At 51.7% G+C, this 19,526-nt stretch carries 20 protein-coding genes; 1 reads left to right on the top strand and 19 read right to left on the bottom strand.

Annotated elements, in window-relative coordinates; genetic code table 11:
• Positions 1-19 precede the first annotated feature (19 nt).
• Positions 20-511 (top strand): GspH/FimT family pseudopilin, encoded by a 492-nt coding sequence (locus tag QWY20_RS14260; protein WP_330129678.1) that lies wholly within the window; start codon positions 20-22, stop codon positions 509-511.
• Positions 512-526: 15 nt separating this feature from the next.
• Here the strand turns inward: QWY20_RS14260 and QWY20_RS14255 are convergent, their stop codons facing one another.
• The 19 genes from QWY20_RS14255 to murJ form a co-directional block, all read right to left on the bottom strand.
• Positions 527-943, bottom strand: coding sequence for a type IV pilin protein (locus QWY20_RS14255; RefSeq protein ID WP_330129677.1), 417 nt, complete (start codon positions 941-943; stop codon positions 527-529).
• The gene (locus tag QWY20_RS14250) at positions 943-1,779 is read right to left on the bottom strand and encodes a hypothetical protein (RefSeq protein ID WP_330129676.1); all 837 of its coding nucleotides are present in this window, start codon (positions 1,777-1,779) and stop codon (positions 943-945) included. The genes QWY20_RS14255 and QWY20_RS14250 overlap by 1 nt, the downstream gene beginning before the upstream one ends.
• On the bottom strand, positions 1,772-2,134 hold the full coding sequence (locus QWY20_RS14245) for a PilX N-terminal domain-containing pilus assembly protein (protein WP_330129675.1): 363 nt from the start codon (positions 2,132-2,134) through the stop codon (positions 1,772-1,774). The genes QWY20_RS14250 and QWY20_RS14245 overlap by 8 nt, the downstream gene beginning before the upstream one ends.
• A gap of 3 nt (positions 2,135-2,137) precedes the next feature.
• Positions 2,138-3,103, bottom strand: coding sequence for a PilW family protein (locus QWY20_RS14240; protein WP_330129674.1), 966 nt, complete (start codon positions 3,101-3,103; stop codon positions 2,138-2,140).
• On the bottom strand, positions 3,100-3,561 hold the full coding sequence (locus QWY20_RS14235; protein ID WP_330129673.1) for a hypothetical protein: 462 nt from the start codon (positions 3,559-3,561) through the stop codon (positions 3,100-3,102). The genes QWY20_RS14240 and QWY20_RS14235 overlap by 4 nt, the downstream gene beginning before the upstream one ends.
• Positions 3,562-3,643: 82 nt before the next feature.
• Positions 3,644-4,063: a type IV pilin protein gene (locus tag QWY20_RS14230; protein WP_330129672.1), complete on the bottom strand. Its 420-nt coding sequence runs from the start codon at positions 4,061-4,063 to the stop codon at positions 3,644-3,646.
• Positions 4,060-7,500, bottom strand: coding sequence for a pilus assembly protein (locus QWY20_RS14225; RefSeq protein ID WP_330129671.1), 3,441 nt, complete (start codon positions 7,498-7,500; stop codon positions 4,060-4,062). The genes QWY20_RS14230 and QWY20_RS14225 overlap by 4 nt, the downstream gene beginning before the upstream one ends.
• Positions 7,501-7,518: 18 nt before the next feature.
• Positions 7,519-8,022 (bottom strand): pilus assembly PilX family protein, encoded by a 504-nt coding sequence (locus QWY20_RS14220; RefSeq protein WP_330129670.1) that lies wholly within the window; start codon positions 8,020-8,022, stop codon positions 7,519-7,521.
• On the bottom strand, positions 8,019-9,056 hold the full coding sequence (locus QWY20_RS14215; RefSeq protein ID WP_330129669.1) for a prepilin-type N-terminal cleavage/methylation domain-containing protein: 1,038 nt from the start codon (positions 9,054-9,056) through the stop codon (positions 8,019-8,021). The genes QWY20_RS14220 and QWY20_RS14215 overlap by 4 nt, the downstream gene beginning before the upstream one ends.
• Positions 9,053-9,472, bottom strand: a complete 420-nt coding sequence (gene pilV / locus QWY20_RS14210; RefSeq protein ID WP_330129668.1) for a type IV pilus modification protein PilV — start codon at positions 9,470-9,472, stop codon at positions 9,053-9,055. The genes QWY20_RS14215 and pilV overlap by 4 nt, the downstream gene beginning before the upstream one ends.
• 13 nt (positions 9,473-9,485) lie before the next feature.
• Positions 9,486-10,049, bottom strand: coding sequence for a GspH/FimT family pseudopilin (locus QWY20_RS14205; RefSeq protein WP_330129667.1), 564 nt, complete (start codon positions 10,047-10,049; stop codon positions 9,486-9,488).
• A 114-nt stretch (positions 10,050-10,163) separates the two neighbouring features.
• Positions 10,164-10,874 carry a LytR/AlgR family response regulator transcription factor gene (locus QWY20_RS14200; RefSeq protein WP_330129666.1) on the bottom strand — a complete coding sequence of 237 codons (711 nt, stop codon included), beginning with the start codon at positions 10,872-10,874 and terminating at the stop codon, positions 10,164-10,166.
• On the bottom strand, positions 10,871-11,914 hold the full coding sequence (locus QWY20_RS14195; protein WP_330129665.1) for a sensor histidine kinase: 1,044 nt from the start codon (positions 11,912-11,914) through the stop codon (positions 10,871-10,873). The genes QWY20_RS14200 and QWY20_RS14195 overlap by 4 nt, the downstream gene beginning before the upstream one ends.
• A 99-nt stretch (positions 11,915-12,013) precedes the next feature.
• A complete protein-coding gene (gene ispH, locus QWY20_RS14190; RefSeq protein ID WP_330129664.1) occupies positions 12,014-12,943 on the bottom strand; it encodes a 4-hydroxy-3-methylbut-2-enyl diphosphate reductase in 930 nt (309 codons plus the stop codon).
• The gene (fkpB, locus tag QWY20_RS14185) at positions 12,943-13,395 is read right to left on the bottom strand and encodes an FKBP-type peptidyl-prolyl cis-trans isomerase (protein WP_330129663.1); all 453 of its coding nucleotides are present in this window, start codon (positions 13,393-13,395) and stop codon (positions 12,943-12,945) included. Before fkpB ends, ispH begins: the two co-directional genes overlap by 1 nt.
• Positions 13,373-13,879 (bottom strand): signal peptidase II, encoded by a 507-nt coding sequence (gene lspA / locus QWY20_RS14180; protein ID WP_407935434.1) that lies wholly within the window; start codon positions 13,877-13,879, stop codon positions 13,373-13,375. Before lspA ends, fkpB begins: the two co-directional genes overlap by 23 nt.
• The gene (gene ileS, locus QWY20_RS14175) at positions 13,879-16,710 is read right to left on the bottom strand and encodes an isoleucine--tRNA ligase (protein WP_330129662.1); all 2,832 of its coding nucleotides are present in this window, start codon (positions 16,708-16,710) and stop codon (positions 13,879-13,881) included. The genes lspA and ileS overlap by 1 nt, the downstream gene beginning before the upstream one ends.
• 20 nt (positions 16,711-16,730) lie before the next feature.
• Complete coding sequence (gene ribF / locus QWY20_RS14170) at positions 16,731-17,684, bottom strand: bifunctional riboflavin kinase/FAD synthetase (protein ID WP_330129661.1); 954 nt, start codon at positions 17,682-17,684, stop codon at positions 16,731-16,733.
• A gap of 72 nt (positions 17,685-17,756) precedes the next feature.
• Positions 17,757-19,325, bottom strand: a complete 1,569-nt coding sequence (murJ, locus tag QWY20_RS14165) for a murein biosynthesis integral membrane protein MurJ (protein ID WP_330129660.1) — start codon at positions 19,323-19,325, stop codon at positions 17,757-17,759.
• Between the last annotated feature and the right edge of the window lie 201 nt (positions 19,326-19,526).

The raw sequence follows: 19,526 nt of genomic DNA, 5'->3' as shown, positions 1-19,526 counted from the left end.
GGGATTTTATGATAACGGCATGAAACGCAACGGCTGGACGTTAATCGAAATGATGGTGGCACTGCTGATCATCATCATTTTCAGTACCGTTGGAATACCTTCCTGGCATAATTTTATCAGCAAACAACGTGCCGAAGCCTATATGAAACAATTGAGCCAGCAGCTGGCCTATGCCAGAGCTTTGGCCAGTGGCCAGGCAACCAGTGTCCGGATTTGTCCTTTGACCGGAAGTGACTGCAGCGAAAATTGGTCCGTGCACCCGTTACAAATCAGTCAATGGCAATTCAATGAATGGAAGCCGGTACGGGAACTCCCTGCAGTTCATCCTACACATCAACTCAGTTATCACCGACAGCAATTAAGTTTTCGCCGGGATGGTAGCCTGGGGCCACTTGAGAATGGTAGTTTTCGTTATTGCCCGGAACAAGGCATGAACTGGCACTACACCCTGACACTCAATCAGGCAGGCCGTAGCCGCCTGCAACATCACTCCTTCCCCTGCCCTGACTAAATAGCTGTTACTTCATCAGCGCCAACAGCTTTCAGCATAGGGGACTGCACTATTCCGTTGTCCCAGCTGGTTGACACTAAAAGCGGCACAGTCTGTATCCTGGCTTTGTACGCCCACTGCCTGGGCCCGCAATACAAAGCTCATGCCATCGTCAAACAACTGCACACTCAGTTGATAACGACCAGACAGAGTGAGCGGCTCACTGGTTCCCAGCTCTGTAAGGGAGTCGCTATAACGACGAAACTCGCTAAAGTACAACTCTTGCTTCGCAGCCAGTGCTAATAGTGCCTCGGTGGCTTCTACCCGATGGCTTTTAAGCACAAACTGCAGGTAGGATGGATAAGCAATGGTTGCTACTATCGCCATAATAACCACCACCAAACAAAGCTCTATCAAGGTGATGCCATTGGCCTTCGCGACACCTTGGGTCATCAGTAGGCTCCTTCTTCCAGCCAGAAGTGTGCCACAGGCAGCATTTTCGGCCAGCTGCTGTGCTCAATGACACTGCTACATTGCAGGCAATCCGGTAAAATTTGCAGCAACTGAGGTTGCAGCAACCAGTTGTCGTCTTTATGCTGCAACCAAAGGCCGAGGTAGTCCCCCTCCACTTTCAGTTGCCATTGCAGCGGGCCTGGTTCAGACAGCTGCACCGTTTCTGGTGGTGAGACGGTGTGGCCTGAATGCATATGAATAATATGGACACTTACATCCAGTGGGTAAAGCGGGCAGTCCCCATCAACCACCTGAGCAACCGGTAGATACAAGATCCCGGCATACAAGGTGGGCAACTGTGTCGCTTTGCCCGGGATAGGCCGCCACCAACCGGCGGCTTGTTGTTGCTGCTGCCACAAGGCAGCAACGACAGTATCCCCTGCAGCCATCACCGCATCATCCAGATGAGGCAGCAGCTGATCAAATTGCCAGCTTTCAGACTGCTGCGGAAACACCCGAACCACAACCAGTTGTTCAGACTGCAAGCCCGGATGAAAAGCAAGCAACAACAACTGTTCAAAACGCTGCTGTCCAACCAGTGCAGTTTGCGGTAAGTAACTGCCGACCACTCGGTGTTGTGTGCTAAACAGCCACCCCGAGGCACTGAGGTCGGCTACCATCTTTGGCTCGGACAGTGGCGCACCATGGTAAGCATTGCGGTAAATAACGCCCTGGCTGGTGACTTCAAAATCAGTGAATTCTGGCTGTTGTTCAAAACAACTCAATGGCACCGGACTGCTCACCAATACAAAGAGTAACGGCAGTAGGTTAATCATCGTTTACATCCTGCACTGTTAGGTTCAGCTGAAGCTGGATACTGCCCACCTGGCTGCTGTGCCAGAGCCCCTGCTCGGGAGTGCTGAGCAGTAAATAGCGTTGGCAATAAAGGCTATCAGCATGCCAGGCGGCATACTGGTCAGGGCAACGAACCTCGGACAGAGCTGTCCCTGCGCTGAGCGGTTGTTGCAGATGCATCCGCCAGGCTTCTTGTCGTAGCTGCAAAGATTGCTGGCCTGAGTCTGCGATACGCATGCTGAGCATACTGCTTTGCAGCAACGCCAATACCAACATCAGCATCACAGTTGCCAATAAGAGTGTGGTGATCAGGGCAAACCCCCGCTCTGATTGCATGTTTCATCCTCCGTGATTTTGCAAAGCCGTATTATGAAAGTACTGAGTACCCTGCAATGGCAGCCGGCGATAATTGTCCCCGGGAGCCTGGAATCCGGACTGCCCCATCGGATACCATTGGTCGTTCAGGTAGTGGCGATCAAGGTCCAGCGATCGAAGTAGCACATAGTAACTCACTGCAACAATCCGGCTGCTTTGCTGATACCAGTGCTCAGGCTGCATCTGCTGCAAGGGTAGAAAGTAATTGGCCCGGCCATCGAGCGTACTGTCGATACCGAATTCAAAATAGAGCATTTCCACACCATCCATCACCGAGTCTGTATGGATCCTCGGGCTCCCCGCCTGATTTCGGATTAAACGTTTTCGCATCAGCACCGGGATGCCTTGTTGCCACTGCACATAAAATAGTTGATGGAGATAAGGCCAAAACTCGGCAGGTCCAGAGCTACTGGCTGTATCACTATCCACCAGTCGGAGACTCCCAGCCTCAACTTGCAGATAGTAACGGTTTGGTTTCAACTCAGCATGCTCCAGCGGCTGTGCCAGCAAGCGCTTGAACTGAAGGATGGAAGAATGTTCCGCCGCTTGCCCAAGACAACTCATGCTCTGACCGGAGCCAAGTTCAGCATAAAGAGGGATCAACAATTTAGATGGAGCAGGAAAACTACCGCTATCAAGCGGTAATTTCAGACAATCCCCAATCACAGGTTCCGACGGAGCTTGCAGCTGGCGCATCTGATCCAAACTAAAGCCAGCCCAAAAACCCAGATGCTGCAACTCCGTTTGCAGTAAATTCAGCAGGATCTGCCCTTGTTGCTGCAACATCGCCAGTTGCATGGTTTCCCGGCTCATTTGTGCTTGCTTACTGGTGGTGGTTAACAGCACCGCCAGTAAGCTTAAGGCCAGCGTTGCTGCGATCATCAACTCTACCAGGCTTAAACCATATTGTCGCTGAACTACGGCTCTCATAAAGCGCCCTGCAATCGAAGTGACATGGCACCACTCACTGAGCCACAAGCAGTGTCATTGCTGGTTTGTCCCAGCAACTGCCGGCCATACCAGTACACCACAAACTCTGTAGTTGCATCCAACTGTTGACTGCAATAACCGCCTTGAGCCAAGGCAGCTGAACCATGCCACCACTGTTGCTGCCACTGCTGATGCAGCCAACTGGCTAAAGACTCCGGAGGGCAAGGGGTACTGGCATTGCATTCAGGGGAAGGTGCAATCTGGCTGAAACTATGACCGGAAGCCTGCATCCGGTTGAGCCAGTCAGCAGCCATCGCAGCTGCCTGGGTACGTTGTGTCGCCTCAACGACCATTTGGCGGGCGTGTAGCTGGCCGGCTAAAGCTCCTAATACAGAAACTTTCAGCAATAAAACAGCCAGCAATACCTCGAGTAAACTGATCCCTTGTTGTAATCGCATATCCTTATGCTCAATAGTTAATCAACATTAACTATAAAATTACAACATAAAATCAAAAGATCAATATATTTAGGTTATTTTTTTACCAACATTGCTGTACTACCGCTGGATCTGTCCCTCCGGCAGCACCACGTTGACCCGCCTGGTTCAATGTCAAGGTACCACAGTTATCACTTGACTGCGGTCCCTGTGGGATGGCGGACAAACGATAGGTTCGTGCGGCAAGCTCTGTTAAGGTATAAGTGTATCGCGCCGCAGTATCCGTTTGACATTGAGCATTCGGCAAAACAGCACCGGCATAGGTCATGTTGGTGGTATAGTGCCGTTCTAAAAAATGAGATAGCTCATACAGGCAGCCTGAGGCTGCCGTCCGATTCGAGCGCTCAATATGCGTCTGGTATGCCGGGTACGCAATGGCACCCAGGATGCCTATAATGGCGACTGCAATCATCAGCTCTACCAGGGTAATGCCCCGCTGCCGCTTCACAATACAACTATTCAATTTGTCATCTCCCGCCAGGATACCCGGCCTCTTCGCACACCTGAGCTGGTCAACATAGACTCAATACTGGTATCGGTTAAACCGACCACCATTTCATCTCCCATAAACAATGGCTCACCCGGCATACTACTAAAACCAACACCACTGACTGGCACATCACCACTCATCATATCGCCATCATCCACACTGCCATCCTGATTCACATCAAAGAAGTTACGTGCCAGCCGTCCACCTTTGAATGGGTCAATCGCCATCACAAAACCAGAGCCACCCGGGTTACAAATATCGGTATCAGGGATAATGGAGTTCACCACCAAAGCCCGGCCAATGATACGTGGCTGATTCACTATACGTTCGCCTTCTTTTTGGCCATTGACCATTAAATCAATGTACCACCCTTTATTGGTGACGGTATCACCGGACTCGATAGCCCGCACCTGACGGCCACTGGCAAGGCTTTGCTCGGTGATTTTGCGCTCCGTTAGCTGAGCCCGGCTGGTAATACGGCCATCATCAATCAAGCCATACCAGCTTTGCACATCGGTACTGGCAGGGTCATCATTGCTTAAATAACTTCCGGTGCCAAAAAAGACCCACCGCTTGCCGGTATCAGGATCGGCGGCAACAGAAACACCACCTAAGATGTTTTGCCGCATCCCTTCATCGTTCTCCGCAGTAAAAAGTGGCAGTGGTGTACTGCCCTGACGGTAATAAGAACGCCATTGCCCTTCATTGCTGTGACTCAAATCAAACTTCCAAACATTGCCCTGATAATCGCCGGCAAACACATAATTGACGTTGCCATCGTTATCGTCATCCCAGGTTTCCACTTGACTGAGACCATTGGATAAAGTGCGGCCGCTGCTATCCAAACTATTCTGGCCAACCCCGGTATCAATGTACTTGATTAAGGAGCCATTCTGGATATTGATTAAGAATAAACCAGCCTTATGATTGTTGCTGTTGTAGCCATTACCTGTAATAACAGCCCAATTGCCATCATTTAGACGCCCAACAACTGGCTTACCCACCATAGTCCCTAAGCGCGCATCTGAAAACTCCCACATGACCTGAGGATCTGCCGGGTTCGTGACATCCAATGCAAACAGCATATTACCACCACGGCCCAGACTGCCTACCAAGACTGAGCGCCACTCACCACCAATAAATACGTCCGTCACACTGGCATTTCCATCGACATAGTATTCATGCAGATACTCAGGATCTGCCAGCGCAGCAAGTTTTGGCAGCAGTTGTGAAGGAATATAAGCAAACAATTCCTCACCATTTATGGCTGAGAATGCGTGCAACATACCGCTATTTGAGCCAACAAAGACCACAGGATGACGATCCTTTTTATCCCGGATAAAGTTCCGGTAGGAGTTGAGTTCATCCCATTGGAAACGATCGTAAAACCGATTCTCTGGCTCTGCAACATAGACGGGCGAGGAATGAGCAATATCACCTAAAATGGAGCTGCGATTACGGAATTGATAGTTGGCATCATTTTCACGGGCTTCTTTCGAGCGATCGCCGCGAATAAAGTTCACCAAAGCTTCAGATTGCAACCATCCTCTCTGGGTTGGGTTCAAATTACCCCAATTGAAAAGCTTTTGACTACCAGCATCGAAAAATTGAATATTACGGCCCGTCCAGTTCCTGCTATTTAATGGCTCTGAAACCTTCCATTTAGGCTCTGAGCCGATATCATCGGCATCAAAACCCCATAAGTCACCAGACCAATCACCAGAGCGAAACCGGCCCTGAAACACCATTTGATCGGTTTCCAGTGAGGTAGTGGTACCAGCTAAATTCGAGGCGGAGCCTACCCGGTCAACAATATTATTCAAGGTACGTGTCAACTCACGGGCAAAAGTCTCTGGATCGTTGGCACTGAAAAAACCTCCCCGGCTGTTCACAGCGGCATGGAGCATATCATCAATCTTTGCATTTAAGGCACCATCTGCTGCAGGATTGGGCCAAATAACGCTGGTACCGGTTGCGATAGCATCGAAGGCTGTTTTGGGGTCGATATCACCCTGCACACCAAGACCTACCGTGTAGGTCACCATGTGCTGCCAAAATGCAGGATTAATCGTATCGTTCGGGGTAGGTACCCGGTTATCTAAATCTGGACGTAAATCATTTTTCCAGTACTTCATAGCAACATCTGCCAGCGTATTAGAAAAACCGTCACTAAAAGGTGCCCCCGCTTTGTACTGATAAGTAGTACCATCAGGGCGGCTGTGGATAGGGCCATCAGTATTATCCTGATTGCCGATATTAGAGGGTGTTGCTCCATTCCAATACCCATCCGACATTAATATACTGAAGCTTTGCCGGCAGGTGAGATGTTCTATGGTTGGTTCAGTACCAAAACCCGGATTTAACCCCCATGGGCCACGACTATCGGTTCTGGAAAAATACTGACCAGCTCCATCCAACGCTAAACGAAGTGGAGTGCCCTGTGCTGGAACGGGACGAGTGTACAGCTCATGAAAAAACGCATCTCTATCCGCGCCGGCAAAGCGCCTTACGCCCCGAACCACTGTACGGGTGGCTACTCCATCGATGGTTGAACTGCCTTTATTGATAGTCCCATAACCAACACGCAAATTCTCTCCCTGAGCTGCAAAAGCCCGGCCTATACCACCTCGTGAGGCAAACAAGCGGTTTCGATGGTAGGTATACCAGTTGGCAAAGTTCTGAATTTCTTCTTCATAGGTACAAGCATTGGCAACGGCACAATCGGTGCGATTACGGGTACCATCGGCATGCACTACCTCACGGCCATGGCCGGAAAAAGGAGCATTCGCGGGACGAATTTCAACCCGCTCATAACTGCTCTCCAGCCATAAATTACCACTGCCATTGTAGTGGTAATAGACCGCAGGAAAAAAAGTCTGGCTTTGATTGGTGTGAGTCCCATTTTCATTGATCCAATTTGCAGACTGAGTGTTGTTTGCGGTCAAGTTTCGGGTGCCAAAGCCCCCCAGAGGATGGTTGGGGGCTGCAGAGGCTGTGGAGTTTGCCATCAAAGTGCCATCTGAATTTGACCAGGGCTGATAAGTAAAGGCTGGGTTGTAATACATGGTGTTGTTGTGCGGCGAGCGAAAGTGCGCCGCTGTATTTCCGGTAAAGCGCACCACCCGGGTGTTGTTGTAATCCCCGGAACCAAACAGCCCGGCTACACGGGGAAACATCCACATTGCATAGCGATTATTCAGATCTGTGCCGAAGTGGGTCGTCAACTGATCTGGCATGGTCTCCCACATCATGGAGCCTGAGTCATCAATGATAAACAAGATGTTTGGTTCTACCGCGCTCCCTGTTTGTAACGGCATATTGGAAATCGCTACTGAAGCTTCAGCAACCGATAGCCCTAATCCAAGGCTTGCAATAAGGCAGTACAACTGACTGGATTTTAACATGGCCATTTCTAGCTCCTGTGTTCGTTAGCGACGAAACAATACTTGCAACATAATACCAGCGCGATCAGCTCCGGCACTGCGGGCTGTGATGCGGTACGTTTGTGATAAGCAGCCGGGTGGAATGGTAGAGCCACGGGCACAATCTGGCGGATCTGGCCAACGCCCCATATCTTCAATAATAAATTCGGCATCCTGCTGCAGGCCTCCTAAAGCGAGATCCGCCGCTTGCCAAAGCGTAGCAGGATCACGCCAACGGGGCGGGTCATTTGGGTCTGGTTGTGGATAACGGCCCTGCACCCCGGTAAAATCATCATGGTTGGGATTATTCATCAGCCACTGCTCGGCTATCCGGATTGCACTTTCAGTTGCCTGGAAGGCAAGCTCTCTATCGTACAAATTGGCGCTCATACGCTCCTGCTGGCCGGTGCCACGGCTCGCAGCCAACACAATGATGGTAATCGCCAGCAACAACAACAAGCTGACAATCAGCGCCATACCTTGCTGTGATTTGATGTATTTGCTGTTCATAATACCGGGTTCCTCAAAGCAACTTCATGCACTAACGTACGACTCAAACGTTCCCCTCCCTGGGGGTTCTGATGTGGTGCTTCTACCGTCAAATGTACCCGGGTTGATACCACATCCAGCCATCGGTTGGCAGGAACAGTACCAGTGTCGATAAAGTTTGCGGAACCTAACAACAGGAACTCAAACTGTAAATCTTGAACGCCTTCAATCACTTCTTCAGTGATCAAAGCGCCACGTTCAACCCAGCTGCGATACAAAGAGCGGCCCCCGGTTTCTGACCTACCATTGTTACCAACAAACCAGGTAACGCTTTCAAAACGTGATAAGGTTGCATTGGCGGAAAACTTGTAAAGCGTGCCTTGGGTAGCCCCCCCGCAGCTCGTTAAATCTGTTGGCCCAGGAAAGCCAAGCCTAATCGTGCAGTTTCCCGGTACTGAAGCACCCGTATTGTGAATGACATTGTCATGTCCGGGATTACTGTTGAGGTTGGTGACTTGGAAAATGGTTGACTGGGTCTGGTCACATACCATGATAATGTCATTCTCTCGTATCCCTGAGCCTGATCTTACCCGAAAGCTTGCACCATTTGGCTGATGGTCAATATTTATTTCTTCATTGCCATCACTTAGCGAATACATCATTTGAATCGCTGAAGTTCCTTCTACTCGCTGGCCAGTTGCGGCACCAAAAGGAATACCGGGATGAACAGAGCCTCCGTCGTATGCAATAAAATTACTGTTGGCCCAGTCGGCCCACCAGATGTTGCCAGCCAACACATTGACGACCCGACCATTGTTGGTACAACCGGAACTACCAGCATTTCGCAAATCTCTGGTGAGTAACTGAAAACCAACACGAAAACCATCCTGCATCCGGTTCAGACTATCATTGACGCGATAGGTCTGCTGGGCGGTAAGAAATACGCCTGTGACGCCACCGACCAAAATCAGCCCCAATACCATGGCAATCATCAGCTCAACCAAAGTCAGGCCACGCTGGCTTTTTACAGCATTCAATGAGCTCACTTTTTTCATAGCACCACCGCCGTTCGGATCAAGGTTTCTGTCATTTCAGACTGACGCTCATCTTTCCAGTTAACTTCCACCACATAACGATCATTATTAAACACAATAGAGCACTTCACGGAATCACCAAGTTCCTGCTGCAGCCGGGTCACCCAGTGGGTCAGTTGTTCACCAATTAAACCGCCACCTGCCGGTGTGCAATCACTCATGGCATAGGCACCAGCCGCCGCATTTGGATTCGCGCGAATACTTTCAATAACCGAGTCGACCATCACGATCGCTATGGTGCGCTCATACGAATTTTGCGTGTTCCGGACTGAACTGGCCTGTAAAGCCGCTACGCCCAACAAGCCAATACCCAGTACCAACATAGCAATCATCACCTCCAGCAAACTGACGCCATGTTGAAATTTTCTGCATTGCATGACAATAGATCCTTCAGTTGTCCGGAGTGGCACAGGCTGCACTACTGGCAGAGGATACAGTGGCTCGGCCACCAGAAATAAATCGAACATCACGGACATTTTGTTCCGGAGTACCGGATGGATGACACATCCGAATAGTACCGCTAAGCAAGTTCGTATTGCCGGCCTGTCGAATAAAGCCCTGAGCGTTGTAGCGCAAGCTAAAAGCAGCATTACTCAGGTTGGAACTGGACAAAACTCGCAACTGATTGTGCAAGCGCCCTGTCGCCAGAATGGTCGATGGATCGGCATTGGCAAACACAATCCAACCTTGCCAGTTTCCTCCTGCCGGAGCGCTACAACTGCTACCATCCTGACTGTGACAAAAAATAACATCCGCATTACGCCGTATCGCTTCACTGCGCGCAAAGCTAAGGGTGCTAAGGAGTTCATTGGCTTGGCTGGTCAAGCGATTGCTATTAATTACATTGGTAAAAGCTGGTACAGCAACCGTGAGTACAATGGCCATTACAGCCACAGTCACCATCAACTCAATCAGGGTAAACCCAGTTTCTTTGCCAGATTTAACAGCGTGCATAGGCAGTTTAATTTCTAAAATAACGGATGCTAATAGCTTAATAAGTCACGGCCAAATTACCAGTATTAACAGATAAGCGGCGTGACCTACCGATAAGCGGTGCAGATTTGGTTGTTACAAGGCACTGTGTTGCAGTAGTTGCTTAAGGCGTGCGGCTTCACGACGGCTAACATTCAGGCGCTGCTTGCAGCCGGCCAACTCAACCTGATAGCCCTGGGTACTTTGGTGCAAAGCCACAAAATGCTGGCGATTGATCAGAACTTTGCGGTGTATGCGGAGCAGTTGAGGATAGCGTTGTTCCAGTTGCCGCAGACTTTGCTCCAGCAGCGCTTCCCCTTGCCCGAAGATCAGCCGGACGTATTTATCCTCTGCCTGCAGATAGAGTACGGACGACAAAGCCACCTGACGCAAGCAGCCCGCCAGTTGATAGCTAATCACAGGTTCTTTTTGCGCTTCCAGCTGGGCCCGGGTTGGTTTACCAATACGCTTGAGGACCTCGGCCAATGCTGCAGCCTCTACCGGCTTGACCAGATAGCCGGCCGCAGCGACTTGCAAGGCATCCAGAGCATGCTGCGGGTGTGCAGTAACGAACACCAGAGCCGGTGGTACTGGCTGCTGTGACAAGGCCTTCGCAACCTCAAGGCCGGTAAGGTTTGGCATTTCTATGTCCAGTAGCACCAGATCCGGTTGGTAGTTTGCCGCCAGCTGCAATGCCTCTGCCCCATCCTTCGCCTCGCCGACCAGCTCGAAGTCAGGGTGCGCAAGCAGCAAACGTTTTAAGCGAGCCCGCGCCAGCGGTTCATCATCCACCAGCAGAACTTTCATGTGATCCTCTCAGGCTGATTTTTTGGCAGCACTAACTTGACCCGGAAATGCGTCTCTGTTTTGCTGCAATGCAGCTTCGCCTGATCCTGATACAACAAAGCCAAACGCTGGCGAATATTATCCAGCGCAATGCCATTGCCTTTGTTGGAACGATTTTGCTGTGACAGCGTATTGGTAATCAATACCGTGATCGACTGATTGCCTGGCACCAGCTCAATACAGATCTCACCGCCCTTACTGTTTGGTTCAATGCCATGGTAAATTGCATTTTCCAGCAAAGGTTGTAATGTCAGCACCGGCATCATCAGCTCTGGTACGTCATCACCCAGACACCACTGCACCTGCAAACGATGACCCAGCCGCCACTGCTCCAGCGATAAATATTGACGTGTTAAAGCCAATTCATGTACCAGTGTCGTTTGCCCACCGGCCTGCATCGCGGCCCGGAATAAAGCCGATAAATCCAGCAAGGCTTGCTCCGCAGCCTTGGGATCCTGGTGGATCAATTCAGCGGTGGTATTCAGGCTGTTAAACAAAAAGTGTGGCCGGATCCGCGCCTGCAAAGCATCAAGCTCGGCCCGCGACTGGGCTGCAATCCGCATACTACGCTCGGCATGCATCACACTAAACTGAATGGCCAGAAGACCAACAATAAAAGCGATCAAGGCGTTGGTCAGCATAAAATACAGCACGGTTGTATAGGGTTGCCAGCCTTTCCCAGTCAAAAACCAGAATGCCAGAAAACTAACCAACAAGGTAAAAGCCAACAGAATGGCTAAGACGCAGATCCCCTGCCACAGTGCCCTGAATTGAGCCAACCATGGACGCAAGCGGCAAATCAGCGCCATGCTCAGCAAGCCGACCCATTGCACAAACAGGCTGATGACACCCAGGCGCAACCAGGGATCCCCCACAGTGCCTGGAGCAAAAGCCAATACAATGGCGACAGCCTGTGCCAGCACAACCACTGCCAGAATCCCTCGATTCTGGCAGAACGCCGGTAATAGCATCGGACTGGATACAGATGGACTTGGATTCATTGCCACACAGCAGCTTGATGGTTTACAACAAACTATAGCGCTGTCAATGCGTTAACACCAGCTTTGTTGTGCAGCGAATCGATTTGTGCAGCGAGTTTATTAACGCAACTCTGCCGGAATGGCAAAGACAATATTTTCCTCACGGCCTGGATGCTCTGCCACGGTGCGACCACCCCAGCTTTGCAGTTTGGCGACTACTTGCTGCACCAGTACCTCAGGGGCAGAAGCTCCGGCAGTTACAGCCACCCGCTCCATGCCATCCAGCCAACTTTGCTGGATATCATCGGCGGTATCAATCAGGAAGGCCTTGGCCCCCATTTTCTCAGCCAGCTCACGTAAACGATTGGAGTTACTGCTGTTTTTAGCACCGACCACCAGTAACAACTCAGCTTTACCCGCCAGTTCACGCACCGCATCCTGTCGGTTCTGAGTGGCATAGCAGATGTCGTCTTTGCGCGGCCCTTCGATATCCGGAAAACGCTGACGCAATGCTTCAATCACATCGGCAGTATCATCCACCGATAGCGTGGTCTGGCTACTAAAGCACAGCTGCTGTGGATTTTTTACCTGAAGCTTTTGTACATCCTCCACCGACTCGACCAGATAGATGCCACCTTGCGGATTGTCGTACTGGCCCATGGTGCCTTCTACTTCCGGGTGGCCGGCATGACCAATCAGAACGCATTCGATGCCTTTGCGGCTGGCCCGGGTGACTTCCATATGCACTTTGGTCACCAGCGGACAAGTGGCATCAAAGACTTTCAGCCCACGATCTTTGGCTTGTTGACGCACGGCCTGCGACACACCATGGGCACTGAAGATCACAATCTGGCCATCCGGCACTTCATGCAACTCATCAACAAAAACAGCACCGCGCCGGCGCAAGCCATCGACCACAAACTTGTTGTGCACGACTTCGTGACGCACATAAATCGGATGCTCGTACAATTCCAGTGCCCGTTCGACGATGCTGATGGCACGGTCGACCCCGGCACAAAAACCACGCGGGTTGGCCAGTAAAATATCCATTACTGCACCTCCAGAACTTCCAGCTGAAAGGTCAGAGTTTGCCCTGCCAGCGGATGGTTAAAATCGACCGTCACCGACTGCCCGGCCACTTCGCGGATTAACCCCGGCAACTCGGAGCCATCCGGCATGGTAAAGCCAATAATCATACCCACTTCGGCCGGGCTGTCGCTGCTAAACTTGCTGCGATCCAGGTAATAAATATTATCCGGGTTCGGTTGGCCATAGGCATCTTCCGGTGCCAGTGTGAAGGTCAGCGTATCACCGGCATGTTTGCCCAGCAACTGGGCTTCAAACGCAGGCGAAACACTGCCATCACCGATACGGATGCGGGCCGGTTTGTTATGCACCCGGGTACTTTCCGCAGCGCTGCCATCGGACAGTTTGATATCCACATGAAAAATCACCGTACTGTCGGCATTGACTGGCTGCTTAACGGGGTTTGGCGTGGTCATGGCTCTGCTCCTGATGGCTGAAACTGTCCCAAATTAATAACCCAGCGCCTAGAACAATGGCCGAGTCTGCAATGTTAAACGCCGGGTAGTGCCAGTTCTGATAGTACAGATGAAAAAAGTCGATCACATAACCATGCCACAAGCGGTCAATCAAGTTGCCGATAGCGCCACCAATGATCAGATTCAGACCAATGGTCAGTTTACTGGGTTTGGCAGTTAACCGGCTGAGCCAGACACTCAGCACGGTAATAATCACCACGGCAACCACGGTGAAAAACCAACGCTGCCAGCCGCCGGCATCGCTTAAGAACGAGAAAGCAGCGCCGGGGTTGCGCACATAGGTCAGGTTAAAAAATGGCAACAGCTGAATGGAGTCGTACAACGCCATGCTGTGGTGCACCCACTGCTTGGTCACTTGATCCAACACCAGCACCAAGAGTGCCAGCCACCAGAAAGCCCAGCCGGTTTGCTGAAACAACCGCATCAGGCAAACTCCCTCTGCTCACCGGCTCCGCTGACGTTATCAACACAACGCAAACAGATGGTGGGGTGGGCAGAATCCGCGCCGACATCATGCCGATAATGCCAGCAACGCTCGCATTTGACCGCACTGCTCGCTTGCACCAATACTTTCAAACCAGCGATCTCTGTGGCTTCAGCCTCGGCTGGTGCCGCTTCGCTGCTGACGGTTGCCGTACTGGTGATCAAGACAAAACGCAGCTCATCCTGCAGTTGCTGCAACTGTACGGCTAAGTCAGCAGGTGCGTACAAGGTCACTTCTGCTTGCAACGAGGCGCCGATCAGCTCCTGCTTACGGGCCTTTTCCAGCACCCGGTTCACTTCATCCCGCACCAACAACAGTTGCTGCCAGAAATCATCATCAAAACGACCTGCCGGAACTTGTGCCAAGCCTGAGTACCAGACATCCATAAACACATAAGGCTGTGGCTGGCCCGGCAATTGCTGCCAGATTTCCTGTGCCGTGAAGCTCATAATAGGCGCCATCCAGCGCACCAGTGCTTGCACCATATGGTACATCGCTGTTTGACAGGAGCGTCTGGCCTGGCTATCCGCTTTGGCGGTGTACTGCCGATCTTTGATGACATCCAGATAAAAACTGCCCAGCTCAATGGTACAGAAGTTCATCAGCTTCTGGCTGACCTGATGGAACTGGTAATTGTCGTAAGCCTCAATGATTTCCGTCTGCAGTTGCGCTGCCCGGTTCACCATCCAAAGGTCCAGCTCAACCAGTTCATTGAACGGCAACTGATCGGTAGCAGGATCAAACCCATTCAGGTTGGCCAGTAAGAAACGTGCGGTATTACGGATCCGGCGGTACTTATCGGCGGCCCGGTTTAAGATTTCATCCGACACCGTCATTTCCGAGGTGTAATCGGCGGTGGCGACCCACAAGCGCAGAATATCTGCCCCCAGCTTGTTCATCACCTGCTGTGGTGACACCACATTGCCAAGTGACTTGGACATTTTCCGGCCCTGACCATCCACAGTAAAACCATGTGTCAGTACCTGCTTGTAGGGCGCATGGTTTTTAATACCAACGCCGGTCATCAAGGACGACATAAACCAGCCACGATGCTGATCGGAACCTTCCAGATACAAATCAGCCTGGGTAGCCCCATGAAACTCGGCTCTGGCATCGACCACACAAGCATGGGTCACGCCCGAGTCGAACCAGACATCCAGCGTATCTTTAACTTTAACATAGCGGCTGGCATCTTCGGCGCTTAACAGCTCTTGCGGCTCTAAATCGAACCAGGCCTGAATGCCCTGCTGCTCAACTTTTTGCGCCACCTGCTCCATCAGTGCTGGGGTATCCGGATGCAAGGCCCCAGTGTCTTTATCGACAAAAAGCGCAATCGGCACGCCCCAGGTACGCTGGCGGGAAATACACCAGTCTGGCCGCCCGGCGACCATTTTCTCAATCCGGCTTTGGCCCCAGTCGGGTACCCAACGGGTATTGGCAATTTGCTGCAACGAGGTTGCCCGCAGCCCTTGCTGCTCCATGCTGATAAACCACTGCGGGGTGGCACGGAAAATAATCGGTGTTTTATGACGCCAGCAGTGCGGGTAACTGTGCTGATAGGCTTTGTGTACCAATAAGGCCTGACGCTCTTTGAGCGCTTCGACCACCGATTCGTTGGCTTTAAAGACATGCTGACCGGCAAAGAGCGGCGTATCCGGTAAATAGACACCATTGGCACCGACAGGGTTGGCCACTTCCAAACCATATTGCTGGCCGACTACGAAATCTTCCTGGCCGTGACCTGGAGCGGTATGCACGCAACCGGTGCCTGAGTCGGTCGTGACGTGCTCCCCCAGAATCACCGGCACTTCAAAGTCATACAGTGGGTGTTTTAGCGCCACCAGCTCCAGCTGCTTGCCTTTGCAAAAACCAAGCGCATGGTAATGCTCAATGCCAGCACGGGCCATTACATCCGTCACCAGATCGGTCGCAACGATTAAGCGCTCCGGTCCATGTTCACCCTGCTCCACCTGGATCAGGCTGTAATCCAAATCCGCATGCACCGCAACAGCCCGGTTGGCCGGAATGGTCCAGGGTGTGGTGGTCCAGATCACCACAGAAACCGGCCCCTGACCACGGTGCTCCTCGGGGTGATCAAAGCGATCTACCACCGCCTCATCGACCAGCTTAAAGCGCACATCAATCGCCGGGGAGGTTTTGTCCTGATACTCGACCTCCGCTTCAGCCAATGCCGAGCCACAATCGGTGCACCAGTGCACCGGTTTAAAGCCTTGCTGCAAATGGCCATTACCGATGATTTTACTGAGCGAGCGAATGATATTGGCTTCGAAGTCATAATCCATGGTGCGGTAGGGGTTATCCCAGTCACCTAATACCCCCAAGCGGACAAAATCGACTTTCTGTGCTTCGATTTGCGACGCCGCATACTCACGGCATTTTTGCCGGAACTCGGCATCGCTTAATTTCACGCCTGGTTTGCCGTATTTCTTTTCCACCACCAATTCAATCGGCAGGCCATGACAGTCCCAGCCGGGAATATAGGGCGCGTCAAAGTCGGACAAGGTTTTGGCCTTGATGATCATGTCTTTCAGGATTTTGTTGACCGCATGGCCAATATGAATGCTGCCATTAGCATAGGGCGGGCCATCATGTAAAATAAACTGCGGCTTGCCCTTTTTAGCGGCACGGATTTGCTGGTAAAGCCCGTCTTGTTGCCACTCGGCCAGCATGGCTGGCTCTCGCTGCGCCAGATTACCGCGCATAGCAAACTCAGTTTCCGGCAGGTTCAGGGTATGCTTGTAGTCACTCATCCGTTATTCGTCCGTCATCGTTATTGATTGGCTTCAACCTGCTCTGAGGCTGACGACTGAAAATAAGTGCGGGCCGCTTCGGCGTCCCGCTGAATTTGTTGCTGCAGGGCTTCGACACTGGCAAAGCTCTGCTCGTTACGCAGTTTCTGCCGTAACAAAACCTCAATTTGGCTACCGTATAAATTACCTTTGAAGTCAAACAAATGGGCTTCAAGCTGTTCAGTTTTACCCGACACTGTTGGCCGCGAGCCAATATTGGCCACACCCTGATATCGCCCAAAATCGGTGATCGCTTCAATCGCATAGACGCCATGCACCGGCAGCTTTTTGCGGTACAACCAGACATTGGCGGTAGGGAACCCCAACTGCCGCCCGAGTTGCCGGCCATGACGTACCTTGCCGTTCAGTGAAAATGGCCGCCCCAGCATCGCTTCGGCCAACGCCAAATCATCTGCTGCCAACGCCTGCCGTATAGCGGTGCTACTGATACGCTGCATCTGCTGCTTTAAACTGGCGGTTGGCGTGAGGCCAAAATTAAAACGCTCAGCTTCCTGTTGCAACAACGCAAAGTTACCGGCTCGATTCTTGCCAAAGCAAAAGTCATCACCCACGATCAGATGCTGCACCCCCAACTGTTGCAGCAGCAACTGCTCGACAAAGTAATCGGGTGCAAGATCAGCAAAACGCCGGTTAAAATTAACACAGAGTAAGCGGTCAATCCCCAGCCTGGCCAGGCCAAGGTATTTTTCCCGCAACCGGCTTAATCTGGCGGGTGCTTTGTCGGGTGCAAACAGCTCCAAGGGCTGTGGCTCAAACACCATGACGCACGCAGGCAATTGACGCTGCTTCGCAACCTGTATCAATTGTGCCAACACCGCTTGATGCCCCAGGTGCACCCCATCAAAATTGCCAATGGTCAGCACGCAGCCACGATGTTCCGCTTTAATGTTGTGTAAACCGCGAATAAACTCCATGCCTGCCTTAACCGCTGTTACGCACACCCCAGTGCAACAAGCAGGCGATTATACCTGCTAATGCATGGCTTTTCATCCTGAATGACGCTGCCGGCGGATATGAGCTGGCCGGCCTCCGAACAAAGCCAGGATCGCAAAGTAGCTGGCACCGCCCAGCAGGCAGATAAACAGCAATTGCTGCAGTTGCCAGCCCACACTTTGCTGATACCAATAGCTCATTTCCGGCAGCCACCACCATAAAAATGCCGCCATGGCGAAGCTTGCTGCCAGCACTCGGGCCACAAACCACAGACTGTACACGGAAATCTGATAGACACCGCTGGCTTTCAGGCCGCGATAGAGCAAGAACGCATTCAGGCTGGCTGATAAGGCCGTGGCCAGTGCCAGGCCAACATAACTCAGAAAGGGTGCCAGCAGCAGGTTCAGTCCCATGTTGGCAACCATGGCAATGATGCCAATACGCACCGGTGTTTTCATATCCTGGCGGGCATAATAAGCAGGCGCCAGGATTTTAATCAGCATAAAGCTGAACAAACCGCAGGCATAGGCAAACAAACTGTACGATACTTTATCCACATCCAACGCCGTGAATTCTCCACGCATAAACAACACCGCGATAATAGGTTTGCCCAGCACCATCAACGCCGCCATCGCCGGCAAACCAAATAAGGCAATAAAGCGCAGTGCCCAGTCCAGGGTGGCGCGAAATTCATCCATGCTGGCATTGGCGTGCATGCGGGACAAAGTGGGCAAAATCACCGTAGCAATGGCAATACCGAACAGACCAAGCGGAAACTCCAGCAAGCGATCCGAATAATACAACCAGCTGACCGCGCCCGTTAGCAAAAAGGAAGCGATCACAGTATCCAGCAGCAGATTGATTTGGCTCACCGAAACACCGAAGATCGCAGGCAGCATCAGGGTACGGATTTTCACCACGCCCGGATCGCGCCAGCCCCAGCGAGGCCGCACCAACACCCCTGCCCTGGCCAGAAACGGCAATTGAAACAGCAGTTGAACCAACCCGCCGAAAAATACCCCCCAGGCCAGCGCCAGCGCTGGCTCACTGAACCAGTCTGCGGTGTAAACCGCTGCAATGATGATGGCGATATTTAAAAACACCGGGGTAAAAGCCGCCACCGCGAATTTGTTGTAGGTATTCAGTACCGCACCAGACAGCGCCACCAGACTAACAAAGAACAGATAGGGAAAGGTGATTTTCAGCATCAGGCTGGCAAGTTCAAAGCGCTCGGCATCCGGGCCGCCCTGCAGCCACTCAATAAACCAGCCCATGCCAAACAGCATGGCGACCAAAGGCGATGCCAGTACACCAAATAACGTGACCAGCAGCACAATCACCCCCAGAGTACCAGCCACTTTAGCCACCAGCTCACGCACCGCATCATCGCCATGCTGCGCCTTTACCTCACTTAATACCGGCACAAACGCCTGGGCAAAAGCGCCTTCGGCAAACAAGCGGCGTAAAAAGTTAGGAATACGATTGGCAAAGAAAAAGGCATCGGCGGCAGCACCGGCCCCGACAAAAGCAGCAATCACCACATCGCGCAGCAAGCCAAGTACCCGGGAAATCAGCGTCATGCTGCTGACAATAATGCCTGATTTTAATAACCTTTCAGCCACCGGCCATCCTCTGTTTCAGTGGTTCAAATTCGCTACTGGCTATTTTCACCCGTAGCTGCCTACAAATACCAGTACTAAATTCAGCAACTGGTTTGAATAAAGGTGTAACAAGCCAGCACAAGCCCTGAGAAACCATTTGACAAGCGATGGTAAAGTAGGCATATTATGCGGCCTTTAAAGAGTCCGGTTTATCTAGTTTTA

The organism is Alkalimonas cellulosilytica, assembly GCF_036325985.1.
Classification (GTDB): domain Bacteria; phylum Pseudomonadota; class Gammaproteobacteria; order Enterobacterales; family Alteromonadaceae; genus Alkalimonas; species Alkalimonas cellulosilytica.
Note: the sequence above shows the minus strand (reverse complement) of the source record. Positions and strands in the feature narration are given on the sequence as shown.